Origin of the sequence: Haloplanus natans DSM 17983 (assembly GCF_000427685.1) — an archaeon.
Lineage (GTDB): Archaea > Halobacteriota > Halobacteria > Halobacteriales > Haloferacaceae > Haloplanus > Haloplanus natans.
Genome location: NZ_KE386573.1, coordinates 585,380 through 602,298 on the forward strand (window position 1 = coordinate 585,380; position 16,919 = coordinate 602,298).

15 protein-coding genes are annotated in these 16,919 nt (G+C 68.5%); 8 read left to right on the forward strand and 7 right to left on the reverse strand.

Translation table 11 applies throughout. The annotated features are described in order from the left end of the window. Window positions 1–6: 6 nt before the first annotated feature. Together smc and HALNA_RS05410 are read left to right on the forward strand one after the other, a co-directional pair. A complete protein-coding gene (gene smc, locus HALNA_RS05405; RefSeq protein ID WP_049935377.1) occupies window positions 7–3,582 on the forward strand; it encodes a chromosome segregation protein SMC in 3,576 nt (1,191 codons plus the stop codon). Further along, entirely contained in the window at window positions 3,575–4,408 is an 834-nt protein-coding gene (locus HALNA_RS05410) for a segregation and condensation protein A (RefSeq protein WP_084509913.1), read from the forward strand. The genes smc and HALNA_RS05410 overlap by 8 nt, the downstream gene beginning before the upstream one ends. A gap of 58 nt (window positions 4,409–4,466) precedes the next feature. On the opposite strand, the gene HALNA_RS05415 is transcribed toward HALNA_RS05410, so the two are convergent. The 3 genes from HALNA_RS05415 to HALNA_RS05425 all read right to left on the reverse strand — a co-directional run bounded on the left by HALNA_RS05415 (window position 4,467) and on the right by HALNA_RS05425 (window position 6,752). Then, window positions 4,467–4,703, reverse strand: coding sequence for a hypothetical protein (locus HALNA_RS05415; protein WP_049935378.1), 237 nt, complete (start codon window positions 4,701–4,703; stop codon window positions 4,467–4,469). A 342-nt stretch (window positions 4,704–5,045) separates the two neighbouring features. Beyond that, window positions 5,046–6,005 carry an AEC family transporter gene (locus HALNA_RS05420; protein ID WP_049935379.1) on the reverse strand — a complete coding sequence of 320 codons (960 nt, stop codon included), beginning with the start codon at window positions 6,003–6,005 and terminating at the stop codon, window positions 5,046–5,048. 54 nt (window positions 6,006–6,059) lie between these two features. Then, window positions 6,060–6,752, reverse strand: coding sequence for a phosphoribosyltransferase (locus tag HALNA_RS05425; RefSeq protein ID WP_049935380.1), 693 nt, complete (start codon window positions 6,750–6,752; stop codon window positions 6,060–6,062). A gap of 88 nt (window positions 6,753–6,840) precedes the next feature. On the opposite strand from HALNA_RS05425, the gene HALNA_RS05430 reads away from it, so the two are divergent. The 4 genes from HALNA_RS05430 (at window position 6,841) to HALNA_RS05445 (ending at window position 11,852) form a co-directional block, all read left to right on the forward strand. Further along, entirely contained in the window at window positions 6,841–7,743 is a 903-nt protein-coding gene (locus HALNA_RS05430; protein WP_049935381.1) for a PhzF family phenazine biosynthesis protein, read from the forward strand. A gap of 136 nt (window positions 7,744–7,879) precedes the next feature. Continuing rightward, window positions 7,880–10,156 carry a phosphoenolpyruvate synthase gene (gene ppsA / locus HALNA_RS05435; RefSeq protein ID WP_049935382.1) on the forward strand — a complete coding sequence of 759 codons (2,277 nt, stop codon included), beginning with the start codon at window positions 7,880–7,882 and terminating at the stop codon, window positions 10,154–10,156. 44 nt (window positions 10,157–10,200) lie between these two features. After that, on the forward strand, window positions 10,201–11,256 hold the full coding sequence (gene mfnA / locus HALNA_RS05440) for a tyrosine decarboxylase MfnA (RefSeq protein WP_049935383.1): 1,056 nt from the start codon (window positions 10,201–10,203) through the stop codon (window positions 11,254–11,256). 53 nt (window positions 11,257–11,309) lie between these two features. Then, complete coding sequence (locus HALNA_RS05445) at window positions 11,310–11,852, forward strand: YqaA family protein (protein ID WP_245576051.1); 543 nt, start codon at window positions 11,310–11,312, stop codon at window positions 11,850–11,852. On the opposite strand, the gene HALNA_RS05450 is transcribed toward HALNA_RS05445, so the two are convergent. Beyond that, the gene (locus HALNA_RS05450; protein ID WP_049935385.1) at window positions 11,838–12,812 is read right to left on the reverse strand and encodes a glutathione S-transferase family protein; all 975 of its coding nucleotides are present in this window, start codon (window positions 12,810–12,812) and stop codon (window positions 11,838–11,840) included. The two genes, HALNA_RS05445 and HALNA_RS05450, sit on opposite strands and share 15 nt — an antisense overlap. Before the next feature lie 108 nt (window positions 12,813–12,920). On the opposite strand from HALNA_RS05450, the gene HALNA_RS05455 reads away from it, so the two are divergent. Further along, entirely contained in the window at window positions 12,921–13,847 is a 927-nt protein-coding gene (locus tag HALNA_RS05455; RefSeq protein ID WP_049935386.1) for a sulfide-dependent adenosine diphosphate thiazole synthase, read from the forward strand. A 6-nt stretch (window positions 13,848–13,853) separates the two neighbouring features. Continuing rightward, on the forward strand, window positions 13,854–14,615 hold the full coding sequence (locus HALNA_RS05460; RefSeq protein ID WP_049935387.1) for a DUF7001 family protein: 762 nt from the start codon (window positions 13,854–13,856) through the stop codon (window positions 14,613–14,615). A 21-nt stretch (window positions 14,616–14,636) separates the two neighbouring features. Here the strand turns inward: HALNA_RS05460 and HALNA_RS05465 are convergent, their stop codons facing one another. The 3 genes from HALNA_RS05465 to dcd are packed head-to-tail and all read right to left on the reverse strand — an operon-like array spanning window position 14,637 to window position 16,818. After that, on the reverse strand, window positions 14,637–15,317 hold the full coding sequence (locus tag HALNA_RS05465; RefSeq protein ID WP_049935388.1) for a class I SAM-dependent methyltransferase: 681 nt from the start codon (window positions 15,315–15,317) through the stop codon (window positions 14,637–14,639). Then, on the reverse strand, window positions 15,314–16,240 hold the full coding sequence (locus HALNA_RS05470; RefSeq protein ID WP_049935389.1) for a thiamine-phosphate synthase family protein: 927 nt from the start codon (window positions 16,238–16,240) through the stop codon (window positions 15,314–15,316). The genes HALNA_RS05465 and HALNA_RS05470 overlap by 4 nt, the downstream gene beginning before the upstream one ends. Beyond that, complete coding sequence (gene dcd / locus HALNA_RS05475; protein WP_049935391.1) at window positions 16,237–16,818, reverse strand: dCTP deaminase; 582 nt, start codon at window positions 16,816–16,818, stop codon at window positions 16,237–16,239. The genes HALNA_RS05470 and dcd overlap by 4 nt, the downstream gene beginning before the upstream one ends. Between the last annotated feature and the right edge of the window lie 101 nt (window positions 16,819–16,919).

Here is a 16,919-nt window from a genome sequence, read left to right on the forward strand (position 1 = left end):
CCCCCCATGCACATCTCAGAGCTGGTACTCGACGACTTCAAGAGCTTCGGCCGGAAGACGCGAATCCCCTTCTACGAGGACTTCACCGTCATCACCGGCCCCAACGGCTCCGGGAAGAGCAACATCATCGACGGCGTGCTCTTCGCGCTCGGTCTGGCCCGCACCCGCGGCATCCGCGCCGAGAAGCTGACGGACCTCATCTACAACCCCGGCCACGAGGACGAGTCGGATCGCTCCGGCCCCCGCGAGGCCAGCGTGACCGTCGTCCTCGACAACGGCGACGGCACGCTCGACCGCTCGCAGGTGGTCAACGCCGCCGGCACCGAGGACGTGGGTGACGTGGACGAAATCGCCGTCAAGCGCCGCGTCAAGGAGACCGAGGAGAACTACTACTCCTACTACTACCTCAACGGCCGGTCGGTCAACCTCTCGGACATCCGCGACCTGCTGGCGCAGGCGGGCGTGACACCGGAGGGGTACAACGTCGTCATGCAGGGCGACGTGACCGAGATCATCAACATGTCGGCCGGGCAACGGCGCACCATTATCGACGAAATCGCGGGCGTCGCGGAGTTCGACGCCAAAAAGGAGGACGCCTACGAGGAGTTGGCAGTCGTCGAAGAGCGCATCGACGAGGCCGACCTCCGCATCGAGGAGAAGGAAGACCGCCTCGAGCAACTGGAAGACGAACGCGAGACGGCACTTGAGTACCAGTCGCTCCGTGAGGAGAAGGCGGAGTACGAGAGCTACCGGAAGGCCGCGGAACTGGAGGAAAAGCGGACGGCACTGGAGCGGACGGGCAAGCGCATCGAGGCGACGGAACAGGAACTCGCGGACCGGCAGGCGACCCTCGACGAGAAGGCCGCCGCCGTCTCGGCGCTGGAGGACGAACTCGACGACCTCACCCGCGAAATCGAGCGCAAAGGCGAGGACGAACAGCTCCGAATCAAAGGCGAAATCGAGGAGCTGAAAGGCGAGATCGGTCGGTTGGAGGCGACCATCGAGAACCAGGAGGAGAAAATCGAGGACGCCGAGGCGGAGCGTCGCGAGGCGTTCGTCTCCCTCGACGGCAAGACCGAAGAACTCGACGAGCTGGAAGAGGAGATCCGGTCGATCAAGGTCGAGAAGGCGTCGGTCAAAGGCGACATCGAGGCGAAGGAGTCGGAACTCGCGGAGGTCGAAGCGGAGATAGAGAGCGTCGACACCGCCTTCGACGAACTCAAAGACGAACTCGCCGAGCGCAAAACCGAGTTGGAGGAACGGAAGACCGAGCGCAACGACGCCCAGCGGGAGAAAGACCGCCTGCTCGACGAGGCGCGTCGGCGCTCGAACCGGATCAGCGAGGCGCAAGCGGAGTTGGAGGCGGCCCACGAACGGATTCCGGAGTTACAGGCCGACCTCTCCGATCTGCACGGCGAACTCGACCGGGCGGAAAAAAACCGCGAGAAGATCCAGTCGGCGATCGCCGACCTCCGCGAGGAGAAGGCCGAATTGAGCGATCGGCTCGACGAAATCGAGGACGACCTCCGCGCGAAACAGAACGAGTACGCGGAACTGGAGGCCCGCGCCAGCCGCGACGGCGACGATTCGTGGCCGCGGTCCGTGACGACAGTGCTGAACGCCGGCATCGACGGCGTCCACGGCGCAGTCGGCCAGTTGGGCAGTGTCGACGCCGAGTACGCCACCGCCTGCGAGACGGCGGCGGGCGGCCGGTTGGCGAACGTCGTCGTCGACGACGACGGCGTCGGCTCGGCCTGCATCGACTACCTCAAGTCCCGGTCGGCGGGCCGGGCGACCTTCCTCCCGATCACCGAGATGGATCGGCGGGGACTGCCACGGAAGCCGTCCGACCCGGGCGTCGTCGACTTCGCGCGCAACCTCGTCGACTACGACGACCGCTACGCCGGCGTCTTCTCTTATGTCCTCGGCTCGACGCTCGTCGTCGAGGACATGGCGACGGCGCGGGAGTTCATGGGGGACTATCGGATGGTGACACTCGACGGCGACCTGGTCGAGAAAAGCGGCGCGATGACCGGCGGCTCCGGCGGTGGATCGCGGTACTCCTTCACCAAAAGCGGGAAGGGGCGGCTCGAACGCCTCGCGGAGCAGATCAGTTCGCTGGAGGACGACCGCCGGCGCGTCCGCGAGGAGATCCGCGACGTGGAATCGCGACTGGACGACGCCCGCGACCGCAAGAGCGACGCGACCGACCGCGTCCGCGACCTCGAAGGCGACATCGAGGACGTGGACGGCGAGATCGAGACGACAGAGGGCGAAATCGAGTCGCTGGAGGCCGAACTCGACGACCTCCGAACCGAGCGCGACGAGGTGGACGCCGAGATGGGCGACCTCGAGGACCGCATCGCGACGCTCGACGGCGAGATCGAGGGCATCGAAGCCGATATCGAAGAGTTAGAGGCCGAGCTCGCGGACTCCCGCGTGCCCGAACTCACGGCCGAGAAGGAGGCCATCGAGAGCGACATCGACGAGCTGGACGGTCGGATGGACGACCTCGACGCCCGCCTCAACGAGAAACAGGTCGAGGTCGAGTACGCCGAGGAGGCGATCGACGACCTCGAAGCCACTATCGAGGCGGCCAAGGGCCGCAAGGCCGAGGCCGAGGAGCGGATCGAGGCGGTCGAGGCCGACATCGCGGAGCACGAGGCGACCCTCGAGGAGAAACGCGCCGCCATCGAGGATCTGGAGGACGAACTCGCGGATCTCAAGGAGGAGCGTCGCGACCTCCAGTCGGATCTGCGCGAGGCACGGGCGGAGCGCGACGAGGCCCGCGAGCGGGTGGCCGAGGTGGAGTCGGAGATCGACGACCTCGAAGAGGAGCGCGAGCGACTGGAGTGGGAGATCGACGAACTCGAAGGCGAGGTCGGCGACTACGACCCCGAGGAGATTCCGGACCACGACGAGGTGGCGGAGGCGATCGAACGGCTGCAGGCCGAGATGGACGCGCTGGAGCCGGTGAACATGCTCGCCATCGAGGAGTACGACGAGGTGGAGGCGGCCCTCGAGGACTTACAGGAGCGCCGCGACACCCTCGTCGACGAGCGCGACGGCATCGAGGAGCGGATCGAGGGGTACGAGGACCGGAAAAAGGAGACGTTCATGTCGGCGTTCGACGCCATCGACGCCCACTTTCAGGACATCTTCGAGCGGCTGTCGGCGGGGACGGGCGAGTTGCACCTGGAGAACGAGGCCGACCCCTTCGACGGTGGGCTGACGATGAAGGCCGAACCGGGCGATAAGCCGATCCAGCGGCTGGACGCCATGAGCGGCGGGGAGAAGTCGCTGACGGCGCTCGCCTTCATCTTCGCCATTCAGCGCCACAACCCCGCGCCCTTCTACGCGCTGGACGAGGTGGACGCCTTCCTCGACGCCGCCAACGCCGAGCGGGTAGGCGAGATGGTCGACGACCTGGCGGGCGACGCGCAGTTCGTCGTCGTCTCGCATCGCTCCGCGCTCCTGGATCGCTCCGAACGCGCCATCGGCGTGACGATGCAGGGCGACAACGTGAGCGCCGTGACCGGGATTCGGCTGGACGGCGAGGCGGAGGTGCCCGCGGATGACTGATCACGACTACGTCCCCGACGACGTGAGCCTCCCGGGCACGGACGACGACGAGGTCGAACCCGTCGAAATCCTCGTCCAGTTGGCCGAGGACGGCGAAATCGACCCGTGGGACGTCGACATCGTCGACGCCACCGACGCCTTCCTCGACCGACTGGACGAGACGGATCTCCGAACCTCGGGTCGGGCGCTCTTTTATGCGAGCGTCCTCCTGCGGATGAAAAGCGACGCCTTGCTGAACGACGGTCCCGAGGAGCCGGAGCCGGAGCCGTGGGAGGTGGCGATGGAGGGCGGCGACCCCGACGTCGACGGCCCGGACCCCATCGACGCCCTCGACGCCGAACTCGACCGTCGGCTGGACCGCAAGCACGCCCGCGGGTCGCCGGAGACGCTCGACGAACTCGTCCGGGAACTTCGCGAGGCCGAGCGCGACTCGTGGTGGAAGGAGTCGCGGTCGTACGACACCTCGGCGTCGCCACAGGGGTACGACCGCGGGACCCAGACCCTCGACTATCGCTCCGCGGACGACTTCCGCGAGGGGGGAGAGCCGACCGAGGGCGACGTAACCGGCACGACCCACACCGAGGACATCGAGTCGACCATCGACGACGTGCGGGAGACCGTGCGCACCCACTACGACGCCGGCCGCGCCGAAGTGCTGTTCGCGGAGGTGCGCGAGGCCGGCGGCGCGCCCGTCGACACCTTCCTCGCCTTGCTCTTTCTGGCACACCGCGGCGAGATCCGGCTGCGTCAGGACGACCTGTTCGGCGACCTGTGGATTCGCGATCCGGCGGCGCCGAGAGTCGGTGACGAAGCCGTGGCAGACTGAGGGTGACGCGCGACTGGTGAAGAGACCCACCGCTTCGAGCCGTGAGGCGACGACGCCGTCACTCCCGAACGGGAACGGTGTCGGTGACGACGAGGAGGATGGCGAGACCCAGGACCGCGAGCAGGAGGACGGCGACGCGAACGTCGAGCAACAGGTCGGCGGCGGCGGCGATGCCGGTCTCGTGGGCGAGTTCGACCGTCTCGCGCCTGGCGACCGCGTAGGGTGGGATGTGGACTGCGGCTAGAACCGCCACGACGACGACGAGCAGGTAGTCGAGTCCGTCTCTCTCTCGCATCGCTCGGCCGTCGGCGGCGCGGTGGCTTAAGCGTCGTGGCCCGATTATCAACTGTGGTCGCGGCGGGACGGCGGGCCGCTCAGAGTGTCGGCCGCTCGTCGAGGACGAGTCGAACCCCGAAGCCGACGAGGACGCTCCCGCTCAGATATCGGAACGCCCGGCGCGCCCGCGCCGACTCGAGGAGCGCGCCACGCCGGTGAGATAGCCGAGGCTCAGGCCGGCGGGGACGAAGGCGGCGAGGGTCGTGAGGTCCATCCGTTCATACGGATTATTGTAACTGTTTCCCGGTGGGTCGCCGAGACGATCCGCCGACCCACCGGTAACGACTCACAATAACCCGTATCAGACCAGCACCCCCGACTCCAACAGCGCGATGAGAAGGGTCAGGACGGGGACGCTCAACAGCGTGGTGACGAGCACCGTCGTGCTGACGTATTCGGCGACCGAGAGGCCGTTACCGGCTGACTCGCCCCCGAACTCGACGACGAGGAGGAGGGGCGTGATGGCCGCGGGCGTCGCACACTCGAGGACGAATGTGCGCGCGACGGTGGGGTCTCGAAAGCCAACGGCGAGGGCGATACCGACGCCGACGGCGGGGGCGACGGCCATCTTCAGGACGCTCGCGATGCCGACTTGCGAGAGCGCGGCGCCGTAGTCGGTGTCGGCGAGTTGGATGCCGAGGATCAGGAGCATGATGGGGATGGAGGCGTTGCCGACGAGCGCGAGCGTCGCCATCGCGGTGCTCTCGTCGGGGGGGACGACCCCGAGATAGCGCGCGAGGACGGCGGCGACGACGGCGTAGACCAGCGGAATCTTGAGCGCGCGTTTCATGCCGCCGATCCCGTGGGTGCCGCCGCTCCGCTGGGCGATGTAGACGCCGCCGGTGTAGAGCAGGATGGCCTGGGCGGTCAGGTAGACGACGGCCGTACTCCGGCCGGTGGCGCCGAAGGCGAACTCGGTGAGCGGGATGCCGTAGTTGCCGGAGTTGGGGAAGGCACTCACGAGGACGACCGCGCTCAGAATGGGTTCGTCGAGGCCGAACAGCCGGCCGACGGCCTCGGAGACGACGACCATCGCGACGAGATACACGGCGGTGGCGACGCCGATACGGGCGAGTGTCGCCCCCCCGAAGCTCGCGGTGGCGATGCTGTGGAAGATGAGCGCCGGGACGAGGACGTACACCGTGACGGTGTTGAGGGGGTCGATGTCGATATCGCGGAGGCGGCCGAGGACGACGCCGACGCCCGCGAGGGCGATGATGGGGAGGATGGCCGTCGCGAAGATGGAAAACAGCGACGTCACGCGGCGCTCACCCCGTCCGTCGCCGTCGTCCGCTGGCGTGATCTCCGGACCACGCTACGCCAGGCGCCAGCGGTCGTTTCCCGTGGGTTCGATCACGTCGCGGCGCTCCATCTCGGCGAGCACCTCGTCGAGTCGGTCGGGTTGGGCGATCTCCATCTCGATGCGCTGGACGTCGTGGTCGGCGGCCAGGCGCGTTCGGATCGCCGCCCGGTCGAACGTCTCCGCGTCCGTGCGTGCCATGACGCCCTCGATCAGATCGATCATGTCCTCGATGAAGTTCCAGGGGTAGACGATCCACGCCCACTCGTCGAGGCGTTCGCCGACGAAATCGGGGTCGAACTCGCTGGTCGAGAGCAGTTGCAGGGTGGCCGTCCGCACTTCGTCGGCGTCGCGGTCGGTGACGTACTCGTAGGCGTGACGCAGCGACTCGCCCGTGTCCGCGATGTCGTCGACGATCAACACGTCCTTACCCGCGACGCTCCCCTCGGGCATCGGATACCGCACCTCGGGGTCGGCGCCTTTCGACGCCGTGCCGACGTAATGTTCCATCTTGAGGCTGGTGAGGTCGTCGAGGCCGAGGAAGTCACAGCAACAGCGGCCGGCGAACCAGCCGCCACGGGCGAGGGCGACGATCACGTCGGGGTCGAACTCCGCGGTCCGCACCTCGTCGGCCACGTCCCGGCAGAGCCCGTAGATGTACTCCCAGTTGGTGATCGTGCAAGTGAAGTCGTCCGGGAGGTCGCTCATGGCGGCGAGTCCGACGGCCGACGGGTAAGGGTTTACGTTTCGCCGAACCGCCCAACGCCTTTTATCGCCCCCGCTCCACGTCGGTGGCATGGACACGCGCCGCACCCTGTTGATCGACGCGTTCGCGGCCGACCCGCTCGCGGGCAACCCGGCTGGCGTCGTCCCCGACGCCGACGGCCTCGACGCCGAACGGATGGGACAGGTCGCCCGCGAACTATCGGCGAGCGAGACGGCCTTTCTCACCGACGCCGCCGACGTGGACCGTCGCATCCGGTATTTCACGCCGACACAGGAGGTCGACCTCTGCGGGCACGCCACCATCGCCAGCCTCGTCCACCTCCACGACGAGGGGACACTCGACGCTGGCGAGGGGCGACTGCGGACGAACGCGGGGATCATCGACGTCGAGGTGACCGACGAGGGCGTGGCGTGGATGGGGACCGGCGAGCCGTCGGTCGAGGTGGTCGACCTCGATTACGAGCGGGTGGGCGCAGCACTCGGCATCGACCCCGCGGCGATGCAGGACGTGGGCGCGGACGTCCCGGCAGCGGTGGCGACGGTCGGGTTACCGTTCCTGATCGTGCCCGTCAACTTCCTCGAACGGCTGGGCGAGGCCGATCCGGATATGGACGCGGTCGAGAAACTGGCGGCCGAGTACGGCGCCACCGGCGTCTACGCGTTCACCTTCGACGCGCTGGACGCGGACTCGACGCTCCACGCGCGGATGTGGGCGCCGGGGGCGGGCGTGCCGGAGGACCCGGTGACGGGCACCGCGAGCGGTGCCTGCGGAGCCTACCTCCACGCGGTCGACGCCTTCGACGACCCGCCCGCCCAGATGCGGTTCGAACAGGGCCACTTCGTCGACCGACCGGGGCTGGTTCGGGTGGAAGTCGATGGCGATAGCGTCCGTGTGGGCGGGCGCGCGGTGACGGCACTCGACGGCTCCCTCGCCGTCCCGCCGGCCGACAGCGACGACATCCTCGAGGCGTAGGGCGTCCCGTCGCCGCCGACTCCGCGCATGCCGCCGGCACTCCCACCGAGACCCCGCGCCACGGCGTCACATGGATCGCCCTAAATGCGCGCTCCGAAACCTTCTTTATCGCGCTGGTGGGAGTCCTGCGTACGAAATGGCTGTAGCTTGGCTGGAGGACGTTCGGTCCACCGATCTGGGGACGGTCGGTGGCAAGGCGGCTTCGCTCGGCGAACTCACGGGGGCCGGTCTTCCCGTCCCACCGGGATTCGTCGTCACCGCCGGCACCTACCGTACCTTCATCGAGGACGCCGGTATCGACGAGGAACTGTTCTCGGCGGTCGACGTCGACTCCGAGGACTCGGCGGCGCTCGAAGCGGCCCACGAGCGCGCCCACGAACTCATCGTCGAGACGGAGGTACCCGAACACGTACGCGAGGAGATCGTCGAGGCGTACCGGTCGATGGGCGACGGGGAGACGTTCGTCGCCGTCCGGTCGTCGGCGACCGCGGAGGACCTGCCCGACGCCTCCTTCGCCGGCCAGCAGGAGACGTTCCTCAACGTCACCGAGGACGACCTGGTCGACCGGGTACAGGAGTGCTGGGCGTCGCTGTTCTCCCAGCGAGCCATCTACTACCGGAATCAGAAGGGGTTCCCACACGACGAGGTGGACATCGCCGTCGTCGTCCAGACGATGGTCGACGCCGAGAAAAGCGGCGTGATGTTCACGAGTCACCCCTCGACCGGCGACCCGCGGATCATCATCGAGGCGGCGTGGGGGCTGGGCGAGGCGGTCGTCGCCGGCGCCGTCTCGCCGGACAACTACGTCGTCGACCGCACGACGGGTGAGATAGAGACGATGACGGTCGCGACGAAGAAGGTGATGCACGTCAAGGACGACGAGACGGGCGAGACCGTCGAGCGTGAGGTCCCCGGGGACAAACGCGATCAGCAGGTGCTCACGCAGGCGGAGATCGACCGCCTGATCGAACTCGGCAAGAAAGTCGAGGACCACTACGGCGAACCACAGGACGTGGAGTGGGCGGTCGCCGGCGGCGAGGTGTATATGCTTCAGTCCCGTCCGATCACGACCATCGACGACGGGGCGAGCAGTACGGCCCAGGGCGAAAGCGAGGACGAGGCCGAGAGCGACGACGACCTCCTGCTCTCCGGCCTCGGCGCGAGTCCCGGCACGGCCGCCGGTGCCGTCCGAATCGTCACGAAACTCGACCATCTCGATCAGGTGAGCGAGGGTGACGTGATCGTCACCGAGATGACGATGCCCGACATGGTGCCGGCGATGAAGCGCGCGGCCGCCATCGTCACCGACGAGGGCGGGATGACCTCGCACGCGGCCATCGTCTCCCGCGAACTCGGCGTGCCGGCCGTCGTCGGCTGTGGCGGCGCGACCCGCACGCTGGAGGACGGACAGATGGTCACCGTCGACGGCGAGATGGGGACGGTCCGCAACGGGACGCTCGCTACCGACGACCCCGTCGTCGAACCCGGCAGTAACGACGACGACCCGGTCGGCACGCGGCCCAAACCCGTCACTGCGACGGAGGTGAAGGTGAACGTCTCCATCCCCGAGGCGGCGTCCCGCGCCGCCCAGACGGGTGCCGACGGCGTTGGCCTCCTCCGGATCGAACATCTCGTCCTCTCGCTGGGGAAGACTCCGGAACGCTACATCGCGGACGAGGGCTCCGAGGCGTACGTGACGGAACTGATGGACGGCGTCCGCACGGTGGCCGAGGAGTTCTACCCACGGCCGGTTCGGGTGCGCACCCTCGACGCCCCGACCGACGAGTTCCGACAACTGGAGGGCGGCGAGGACGAACCGGACGAACACAACCCGATGCTCGGCTACCGGGGCATCCGACGGAGCCTCGACCGGCCGGAGGTGTTCGAACACGAACTCGAGGCGTTCAAACGCCTCTACGAGATGGGCTACGACAACCTCGAGATCATGTTCCCGCTCGTCACCGACGGCGAGGACGTGGCCGCGGCCCGCGAGCACATGGCGTCGGTCGGTATCGACCCCACGAAGCGCGACTGGGGCGTCATGATCGAGACGCCGGCCAGCGCGATGGGCGTCGAGGACATCATCGACGAAGGCGTCGACTTCGTCTCATTCGGGACGAACGACCTCACGCAGTACGTCCTCGCGGTGGACCGCAACAACGAACACGTCTCGGACCGGTTCGACGAACTCCACCCCCAGGTGCTCGCCATCATGGGCGACACCATCGACGCCTGTCGCGCGGCGGGCGTCGACACCAGCATCTGCGGGCAGGCCGGCTCCCACCCCGAGATGGTCGACTTTCTGGTCCGCAAGGGGATCACCTCGATCAGCGCCAACATCGACGCCGTGGCCGACGTATTCGAGAAGGTCGACCGCGTCGAGGAGCAGCTCATCCTCGATTCGGTGCGGTAGGGCGGAACGCAACGGCTAAACGCCCCCGCTGGCTGTGTGGTAGCATGACGCAGGCGGTTCCGCAGACGTTCGACCGCGTCCTCTCCAGCATGTGTACCCGCCCGCACCCGGCGGCACGGGCGGCGGCCGAGCGGTTTCTCGAGACGAACCCCGGCGACCCCGAGACGTATCGCTCGGTCGCTCGGCTGGAGGCGGACGTGGTCGAGTGGTTGGGCGAGGTGACGGGCCTCGACCGGCCCCACGGCTACGTCGCCAGCGGGGGGACGGAAGCCAACGTACAGGCGGTGCGGGCGGCGCGCAACCGGGCCGACGCGGCCGACCCGAACGTCGTCGCGCCCGAGAGCATCCACTTCAGCTTTCAGAAGGCCGCGGAGGTGCTCGATGTCGACCTGCGGACCGCGCCGGTCGACACGGACCGGAGAGCGGACCCGGCGGCGATGGCCGACCTGGTCGACTCGGACACCGCGCTGATCGTCGGCGTCGCGGGGACGACGGAGTACGGACGCGTCGACCCGATTCCGGCGCTCGCGGACCTCGCGGCCGACGCCGACGCCTTCCTCCACGTCGATGCCGCGTGGGGCGGGTTCGCGCTCCCCTTCACCGACCACGAGTGGCACTTCGGCCACGCCGCCGTCGACACGATGACCATCGACCCGCACAAACTCGGACGGGCGGCCGTACCGGCGGGTGGCTTCCTCGCCCGCGAGGGGGCGACGATGGACGCGCTGGCGGTCGAGACGCCGTATCTGGAGTCCACGTCGCAGGCGACGCTCACGGGGACCCGGAGCGGCGCGGGGGTGGCAAGCGCCGCGGCGGCGCTGGCCGAACTCTGGCCCGACGGCTACCGCGACGCGTTCGACCGCGCACGGGCGAACGCCGAGTGGGTCGCGAGCGCTCTCGCCGACCGCGGCGTCGACGTGGTCGACCCCGTTCTCCCGCTGGTCGCGGCCGACCTCCCCGGCGACCTGTTCGACGCGCTGACCGAGCGCGGGTGGCGCCTCGCCCGGACCGCCCGCGGAGAACTCCGCATCGTGTGTATGCCACACGTCACTCGCGAGATGCTGATCGAGTTCGTCGACGACCTCGACGACTGCCGGTGAACGGAACCTGAAAGACTTACGTCGCCGCCGTTGGAGAGGGAGGTGTGGAGACACTGGTCCCCCTCCTCGCGTTCGACCTCCCCGGGTTCGAGTGGTTGACACGGCTCGTCGAGACGGCGACAGGATGGGGCGGGCTGGCGATCATCTTCGTCTACTCGTTTCTCATCGCCTTCGCACTTCCCGGCGTCAGCGAGGTGGTCCTCCTCGCGCCCCTCGATCTCGGCCTGTCGACCGAGCTACGGCTGGCGGTGATCATCCTCACCTCCGCCGCCGGCAAGGCGGTCGGGAGTGTCTTCGCCTTCCACATCGGCCAGGAGGCCAAGGAGGCCGGACCGATCATCAAGGCGCTCCGACGCTCCCGCTTCGACGTGATCGGCTGGTCCGAACGCCGGACCGTCGATGTCGCCCGCCGCTGGGGCTACGCCGGCCTCGCGCTTGCGCTCTCGGTTCCCTTCTTCCCAGACACGCTCTCCATCTACGCGTTCGCCGTGCTGGAGGAGGATTACTACCGTTTCGCCGCGGCGACGTTCGTCGGGAGCGTGGGTCGGCTGCTGGTGACGCTGGGGCTGAGCGCGGGCGTCTTAGCGATCCTGTAACGCCGCGGGCGGCCCACCCGGCAACCGATCCCGGTCGTGACCCTCGGTGAAGTCGATGTCGGGACCCGTCGCCACCAGCCGTTTCGGATTCAGATCGGCGTGGCTCACGTAGTAGTGGCGGACGATGTGGTCCATATTGACCGTTCGTTCGATGCCGGGCGTGGTGTAGAGGTCCTTCGTGTACTCCCAGAGGTTTCCGTACTCGTGGATGGCGCGGCGGTTACATTTGAAGTGGGTGTGGTAGACGTGATCGAAGCGCACCAAGGTAGCGAACATGGCGAGGTCGGCCTCCGTCAGCACATCGCCGGCCAGATACCGCTGGTCCGCTAGCAGGTCGTCGTACCGGTCGAGCGCATCGAACAGGTCGTCGACGGCGCGGTCGTACGCCTCCTGTGACCCCGCGAAGCCGGCGCGATAGACGCCGTTGTTGATGGGGTCGTAGATGTCGTCGATCAGGGAGTCGACCGCGTCGCGGTAGCCCGCGGGGTAGAGGTCCACGTCGCGGGTGCCGAGTTCGTGGCCGGCTACGTCGAGGGTCCGCATGATCTCCTCGGACTCGTTGTTGACGATGGTCCCCGTCTCCGTATCCCAGAGGACGGGCACGGTCGGCCGACCGGTGAACTCGGGGTCGGCGCGGACGTAGAGTTCCCGCAGGTAGTCGGCCCCGTAGAGAGGGTCCGGATGGGCGTCGGAGAACTCCCAGCCCTCGTCGTAGCGTTCCGGTTGGACGAGCGAGAGTGAGACGGCGTCGTCCTGTCCTTTCAGGCTACGCGTCATGGCGACGCGATGGGCCCACGGACACGCCCGCGAGATGTAGAGGTGGTAGCGCCCGGCCTCGACGGGGAACGCGTCGGTGCCGAGACGGTCGTGAAACGCCTGCTCCTGTCGCTTGAACTCCCCGTCGTCGTCGGTCTCGATGTCGGCATCGGCGACCCACTCGCCCTCGACGAGTCGGCTCACCGTTCGCTCACCTCGATATCCATACCTCACGCTCCGGTGCGGACGGACAAAAGGCTTCGTCGGCGCAGCGCAAGCTATTTTAACCACTTAGTAATACTACTAAGTGGTATGTCTTCGTACGAGCAGTTCAGTCAGGTCGGTGAAGCGGACGTAACGCGTGCGATCGGACAGGAGTGGACCGAGGAGTTCATGGATTTCTCGGATTCGGACGTGCTGATCGTCGGCGGCGGCCCGTCGGGGCTGATGGCGGCGAAGGAGCTCTCCGAGCGCGGTGTGAAGACGATGGTCGTCGAGAAGAACAACTACCTCGGCGGTGGCTTTTGGCTCGGCGGGTTCCTGATGAACAAGGTGACCGTCCGTGATCCCGCCCAGGACGTACTGGAGGACCTCGATGTCGACTACAAGTCCGCCCAGGACACGGAGGGGCTGTACGTCGCCAACGGGCCGGAGGCGTGTTCGGGCCTGATCAAGGCCGCGTGTGATGCGGGCGCGAAGATGCAGAACATGACGGAGTTCACCGACATCGTGATCCGCGAGGACCACCGCGTCGGCGGTATCGTCATGAACTGGACGCCGGTCCACGCCCTGCCCCGGGAGATCACCTGCGTCGACCCCATCGCCGTCGAGGCGGACCTCGTCATCGACGCGACGGGCCACGACGCCGTCGCCATCTCCAAACTCGACGAGCGCGGCGTCCTCGACGCGCCGGGCATCCAGCACGCCAAGGAGCACAACACGGGGATGGACCAGACGGGCGACGACTCCTACGGCGCGCCCGGTCACGACTCGCCCGGCCACGACTCGATGTGGGTCGGCGAGAGCGAGGACGCCGTCGTCGAACACACGGGCGTCGTCCACGACGGCCTGATCGCGACGGGGATGGCCGTCGCCACCACGTACGGCCTGCCGCGGATGGGGCCGACCTTCGGCGCCATGCTCGTCTCGGGCAAACGCGCCGCCCAGGCCGCCATCGACGAACTCGGCGTCGACGCCGCGGACGTGGAACTCACCTCGCGGGCGCCGGCGGACGACTGAGGGCCAGTGGTCGGGACCGTCACCCTCTACCGCGCGCCGACGACGCCCGCGGACGCCGACGCCATCGCCGATTGGCTTCGCGACCGGATCGACGGCGAGGTACGGGTGCGGGACCGGTTGCTGGGCTCCGTCAACGACAGCGACGCCCTCGCCGAGGACCTCGCCGCCGCCCGCGTCACCGACCCCTACGACCGCGAGACGGGGACGACGTTGGTCGGTATCGTCCGGTACGAGGAGCGGGCGCTGGCGAAGCCCGAACGCGCGGGCGGCGTCGTCTACGACGGCCGCGTGGTCGGACGGGCGCTGAACGCTCGTCTCCCCGACGACCAAGGGCTCGACCACCTCCACGTCCCCCTGCTCGACCGCGTCCTCGGGACGTGGGGCGGGCACGACGGCCGGTGGCACAAGCGGGTGGCCGTCTTCGGCCAACCGTCCCTCGTTTCCGTTCCCGGGCTGTACGAGGCGCCCGCGAAGCCCGAGGCGTACTACGAGGAAAAGAGCAAACACGCCATGCTGACGGGCGACGCGCCGCCGCGTGAGGTGCTGGAGGCCGACATCGAGGGCGACTTCCTCGTCGCCGACGATCCGCGGACGACCGAGGCGTTGAAGGGGTACGTCCTCGCCGCCGTTGACTTCGTGGAGACGGGATCGGCCTTCTGTGACGACGAGCGGTGTCGGCTGTACGACGCGCACCGACAACCCGGCGTGGTGCAGGCGCAACTGCGCGACCCCGAGTTCTGTGCGGCGCATGCCGAACGGTACGGGTAGCGACCGCGGTGGCCCGACGCCTCACCGACGCCCGGCGCTCAGGTAGACGAACCCGCCGAGTCGCGTCTCGTGGTTCGTCTCGGCACACGCTCCCAACATCGTTCGGTGCGCCGCCGCCACCCGCCGATCGAGCACCCCCGTCGGCGACTCGCCGTGGTGGGCCGCCGTGCCTGGCGGCGACGACGCGCGGACGGCGAGCCGAAAGAGCGGGTTGATGACGCGTCCGGGGAGCCGGTAGCTCCGCGCGAGGTCGAGGAGCGCGATCCGGTCGGGATCGAGCGTCGAGAGCCAGTTTTCGACCGCCGCCGCGGGGTCGGGGAGCATCCCCATCAGGAAGCTCGCGGCGACGGCGTCCGCGTCCCGAAGCGGGAGCCGCGTGCCGTCGCCCCGGCAGACTATCACGTTCTCCCAGCCGGCGCGGTCGATCCGGGCGCGAGCGCGGATGAGGGCGCCGGGCGCGAAGTCGACGCCGACGACGGTCCCCTCGCTGCCGACCCGGTCACGGAGATACGGCAGGGTCGCGCCGGTGCCACAGCCGATATCGACGACGGTGTCGCCGGGCGCGGGGTCGAGCACGTCGACGAGCGCGGTTCGGAGGCGGCGAACGCCCGGCGCGTGGGTCGCGAGGCGGTCGTAGCCGGGCGCCCACCGCGAGTAGAAGGCCTGCGCGGCGCTCGCCCGGTCCGGCTCGGGGGCAGTCATCCGGCGATATCGCGGACGACCCGCGCGGCGGCGGGCGCGTCGGCCGCGAGCACGTAGGTGATGGGTTCGATGCCGAAGCCGCCGGTCTGATAGAGGACGAAGGGGGCGTCGGGGCCGGCGTCGCGGACGGCGTCGACGACGGCCGGTCGGGTCGTCCCGCGGCCGCCCTCCCCGTCCCGCCCGGCCTCGAACTCGACGGTCGGGTAGCCCGCCGCCCGCAGGTCGTCGACGAGCGCCGGATCGTAGCGGACGTTCACGGCGCCGCGGACGGCCGCGCCGGCGGTGCGGGCCGAGAGGAGGATGGAAGCGACGTGTTCGCTGACGCCGAACTCGGGGTCGGAGGGAACTGTCGCCGTCCCGCGCACGTCGAAGATGCGCCCGGGGACACCCGCGACATCCTCCACGTCGGTCGCGTCGGGCAGGCATTCGACGAGGTTGGAGCCGACGTTGGGGACGAGCCCCGCGAACCCGGAGGCGTTGCGGAGGATGCGGAGGCCACGGCGCACCGAGGAACGGACCTGCTCGGTGGTGCGTGCCCCGCTCTCGGGGTCGTGGACGTCGAAGGAGGCGTCGTACTCGCGGAGTTCGGGCATCCGCTCGCGGTGGCGCTCGGCGAGCAGGTCGCCGTTCTCGAGTTGGCGGATCAGCACCTCGATTTCGATGAGCGCCTGCACGCGGCTCACGTCGCCGGTCGCCAGCCCGTCGCCGACCCGTTCGACGAGTGCCCGGACACGCTCGTCGTCGCTGATCGCGTCGCTGGTCGCTACGTCGCCGTGGGCGTACTTCGAGACGGCGGACTGGGAGATACCGAGGGCGTCGGCCACCTCGCGCTGGGTGAAGCCGCGCTCGCGGAGGTCGGCGGCGAGCATCGATCGGACCGTCGGGAGGAACTCCTCGACGACGATTTCCTCGACGAACTTCATGACTCGAACTCGGGGTCGTCCCCGATGCGGGAGGCCTGGGGGCCGCGCTGGTCCTGGTACTTCGAACCGCGCTCGCTCCCGTACGGCCGCTCGGCGGGCGAGGAGAGTTCGGTAAAAACGAGCTGTGAGACGCGCATGCCGGGTGTGAGCGCGACGGGAGCGGTGCCGAGATTGGAGAGTTCGAGCGTCACCTGCCCGCGGTAGCCGGGGTCGACGAAGCCGGCAGTGGCGTGGACGACGACGGCGAGGCGGCCCAGTGAGGAGCGTCCCTCGACGTTCGCGACGAGGTCTGCGGGCATCTCGACGCGCTCTTTCGTGGTGCCGAGGACGAAGTCCCCGGGATGGAGGATGAACTCGGCTCCGTCCTCGACGACCGTCTCCGAGATGTACTCGCCCACTTCCCCCTCGTCGGTCGGGTGGATACAGGAGATGTTCGTGCGCTGGAACTCCAGGAACTCCGAGCCGAGACGGAGGTCGACGCTGGCCGGCTGGACCTGCTGATCGATGTCGTCGAGGGGGTCGATCACGAGATCACCCTCGCGGAGACGGGCGAGGATGTCGGTGTCCGACAGGATCATACTTAGCCGGGCGGTGTCGAGGGGTAAAATCTCCCCGGTCGGCGTCGTGGGGGCACCTCCGTCGGCGTTCGGTGCCGTTCGAGGCAATTCCTGACGCGACC

Excerpts from the sequence above, each read along its gene's own strand:
- mfnA (WP_049935383.1), top strand. The coding sequence starts at position 10,201 with ATGACGCAGGCGGTTCCGCAGACGTTCGACCGCGTCCTCTCCAGCATG.
- HALNA_RS05470 (WP_049935389.1), bottom strand. The coding sequence starts at position 16,240 with ATGAAGTTCGTCGAGGAAATCGTCGTCGAGGAGTTCCTCCCGACGGTC.
- ppsA (WP_049935382.1), top strand. The coding sequence starts at position 7,880 with ATGGCTGTAGCTTGGCTGGAGGACGTTCGGTCCACCGATCTGGGGACG.
- HALNA_RS05415 (WP_049935378.1), bottom strand. The coding sequence starts at position 4,703 with ATGCGAGAGAGAGACGGACTCGACTACCTGCTCGTCGTCGTCGTGGCG.
- HALNA_RS05465 (WP_049935388.1), bottom strand. The coding sequence starts at position 15,317 with ATGACTGCCCCCGAGCCGGACCGGGCGAGCGCCGCGCAGGCCTTCTAC.
- smc (WP_049935377.1), top strand. The coding sequence starts at position 7 with ATGCACATCTCAGAGCTGGTACTCGACGACTTCAAGAGCTTCGGCCGG.
- HALNA_RS05410 (WP_084509913.1), top strand. The coding sequence starts at position 3,575 with ATGACTGATCACGACTACGTCCCCGACGACGTGAGCCTCCCGGGCACG.
- HALNA_RS05455 (WP_049935386.1), top strand. The coding sequence starts at position 12,921 with ATGTCTTCGTACGAGCAGTTCAGTCAGGTCGGTGAAGCGGACGTAACG.
- HALNA_RS05425 (WP_049935380.1), bottom strand. The coding sequence starts at position 6,752 with ATGAGCGACCTCCCGGACGACTTCACTTGCACGATCACCAACTGGGAG.
- dcd (WP_049935391.1), bottom strand. The coding sequence starts at position 16,818 with ATGATCCTGTCGGACACCGACATCCTCGCCCGTCTCCGCGAGGGTGAT.
- HALNA_RS05430 (WP_049935381.1), top strand. The coding sequence starts at position 6,841 with ATGGACACGCGCCGCACCCTGTTGATCGACGCGTTCGCGGCCGACCCG.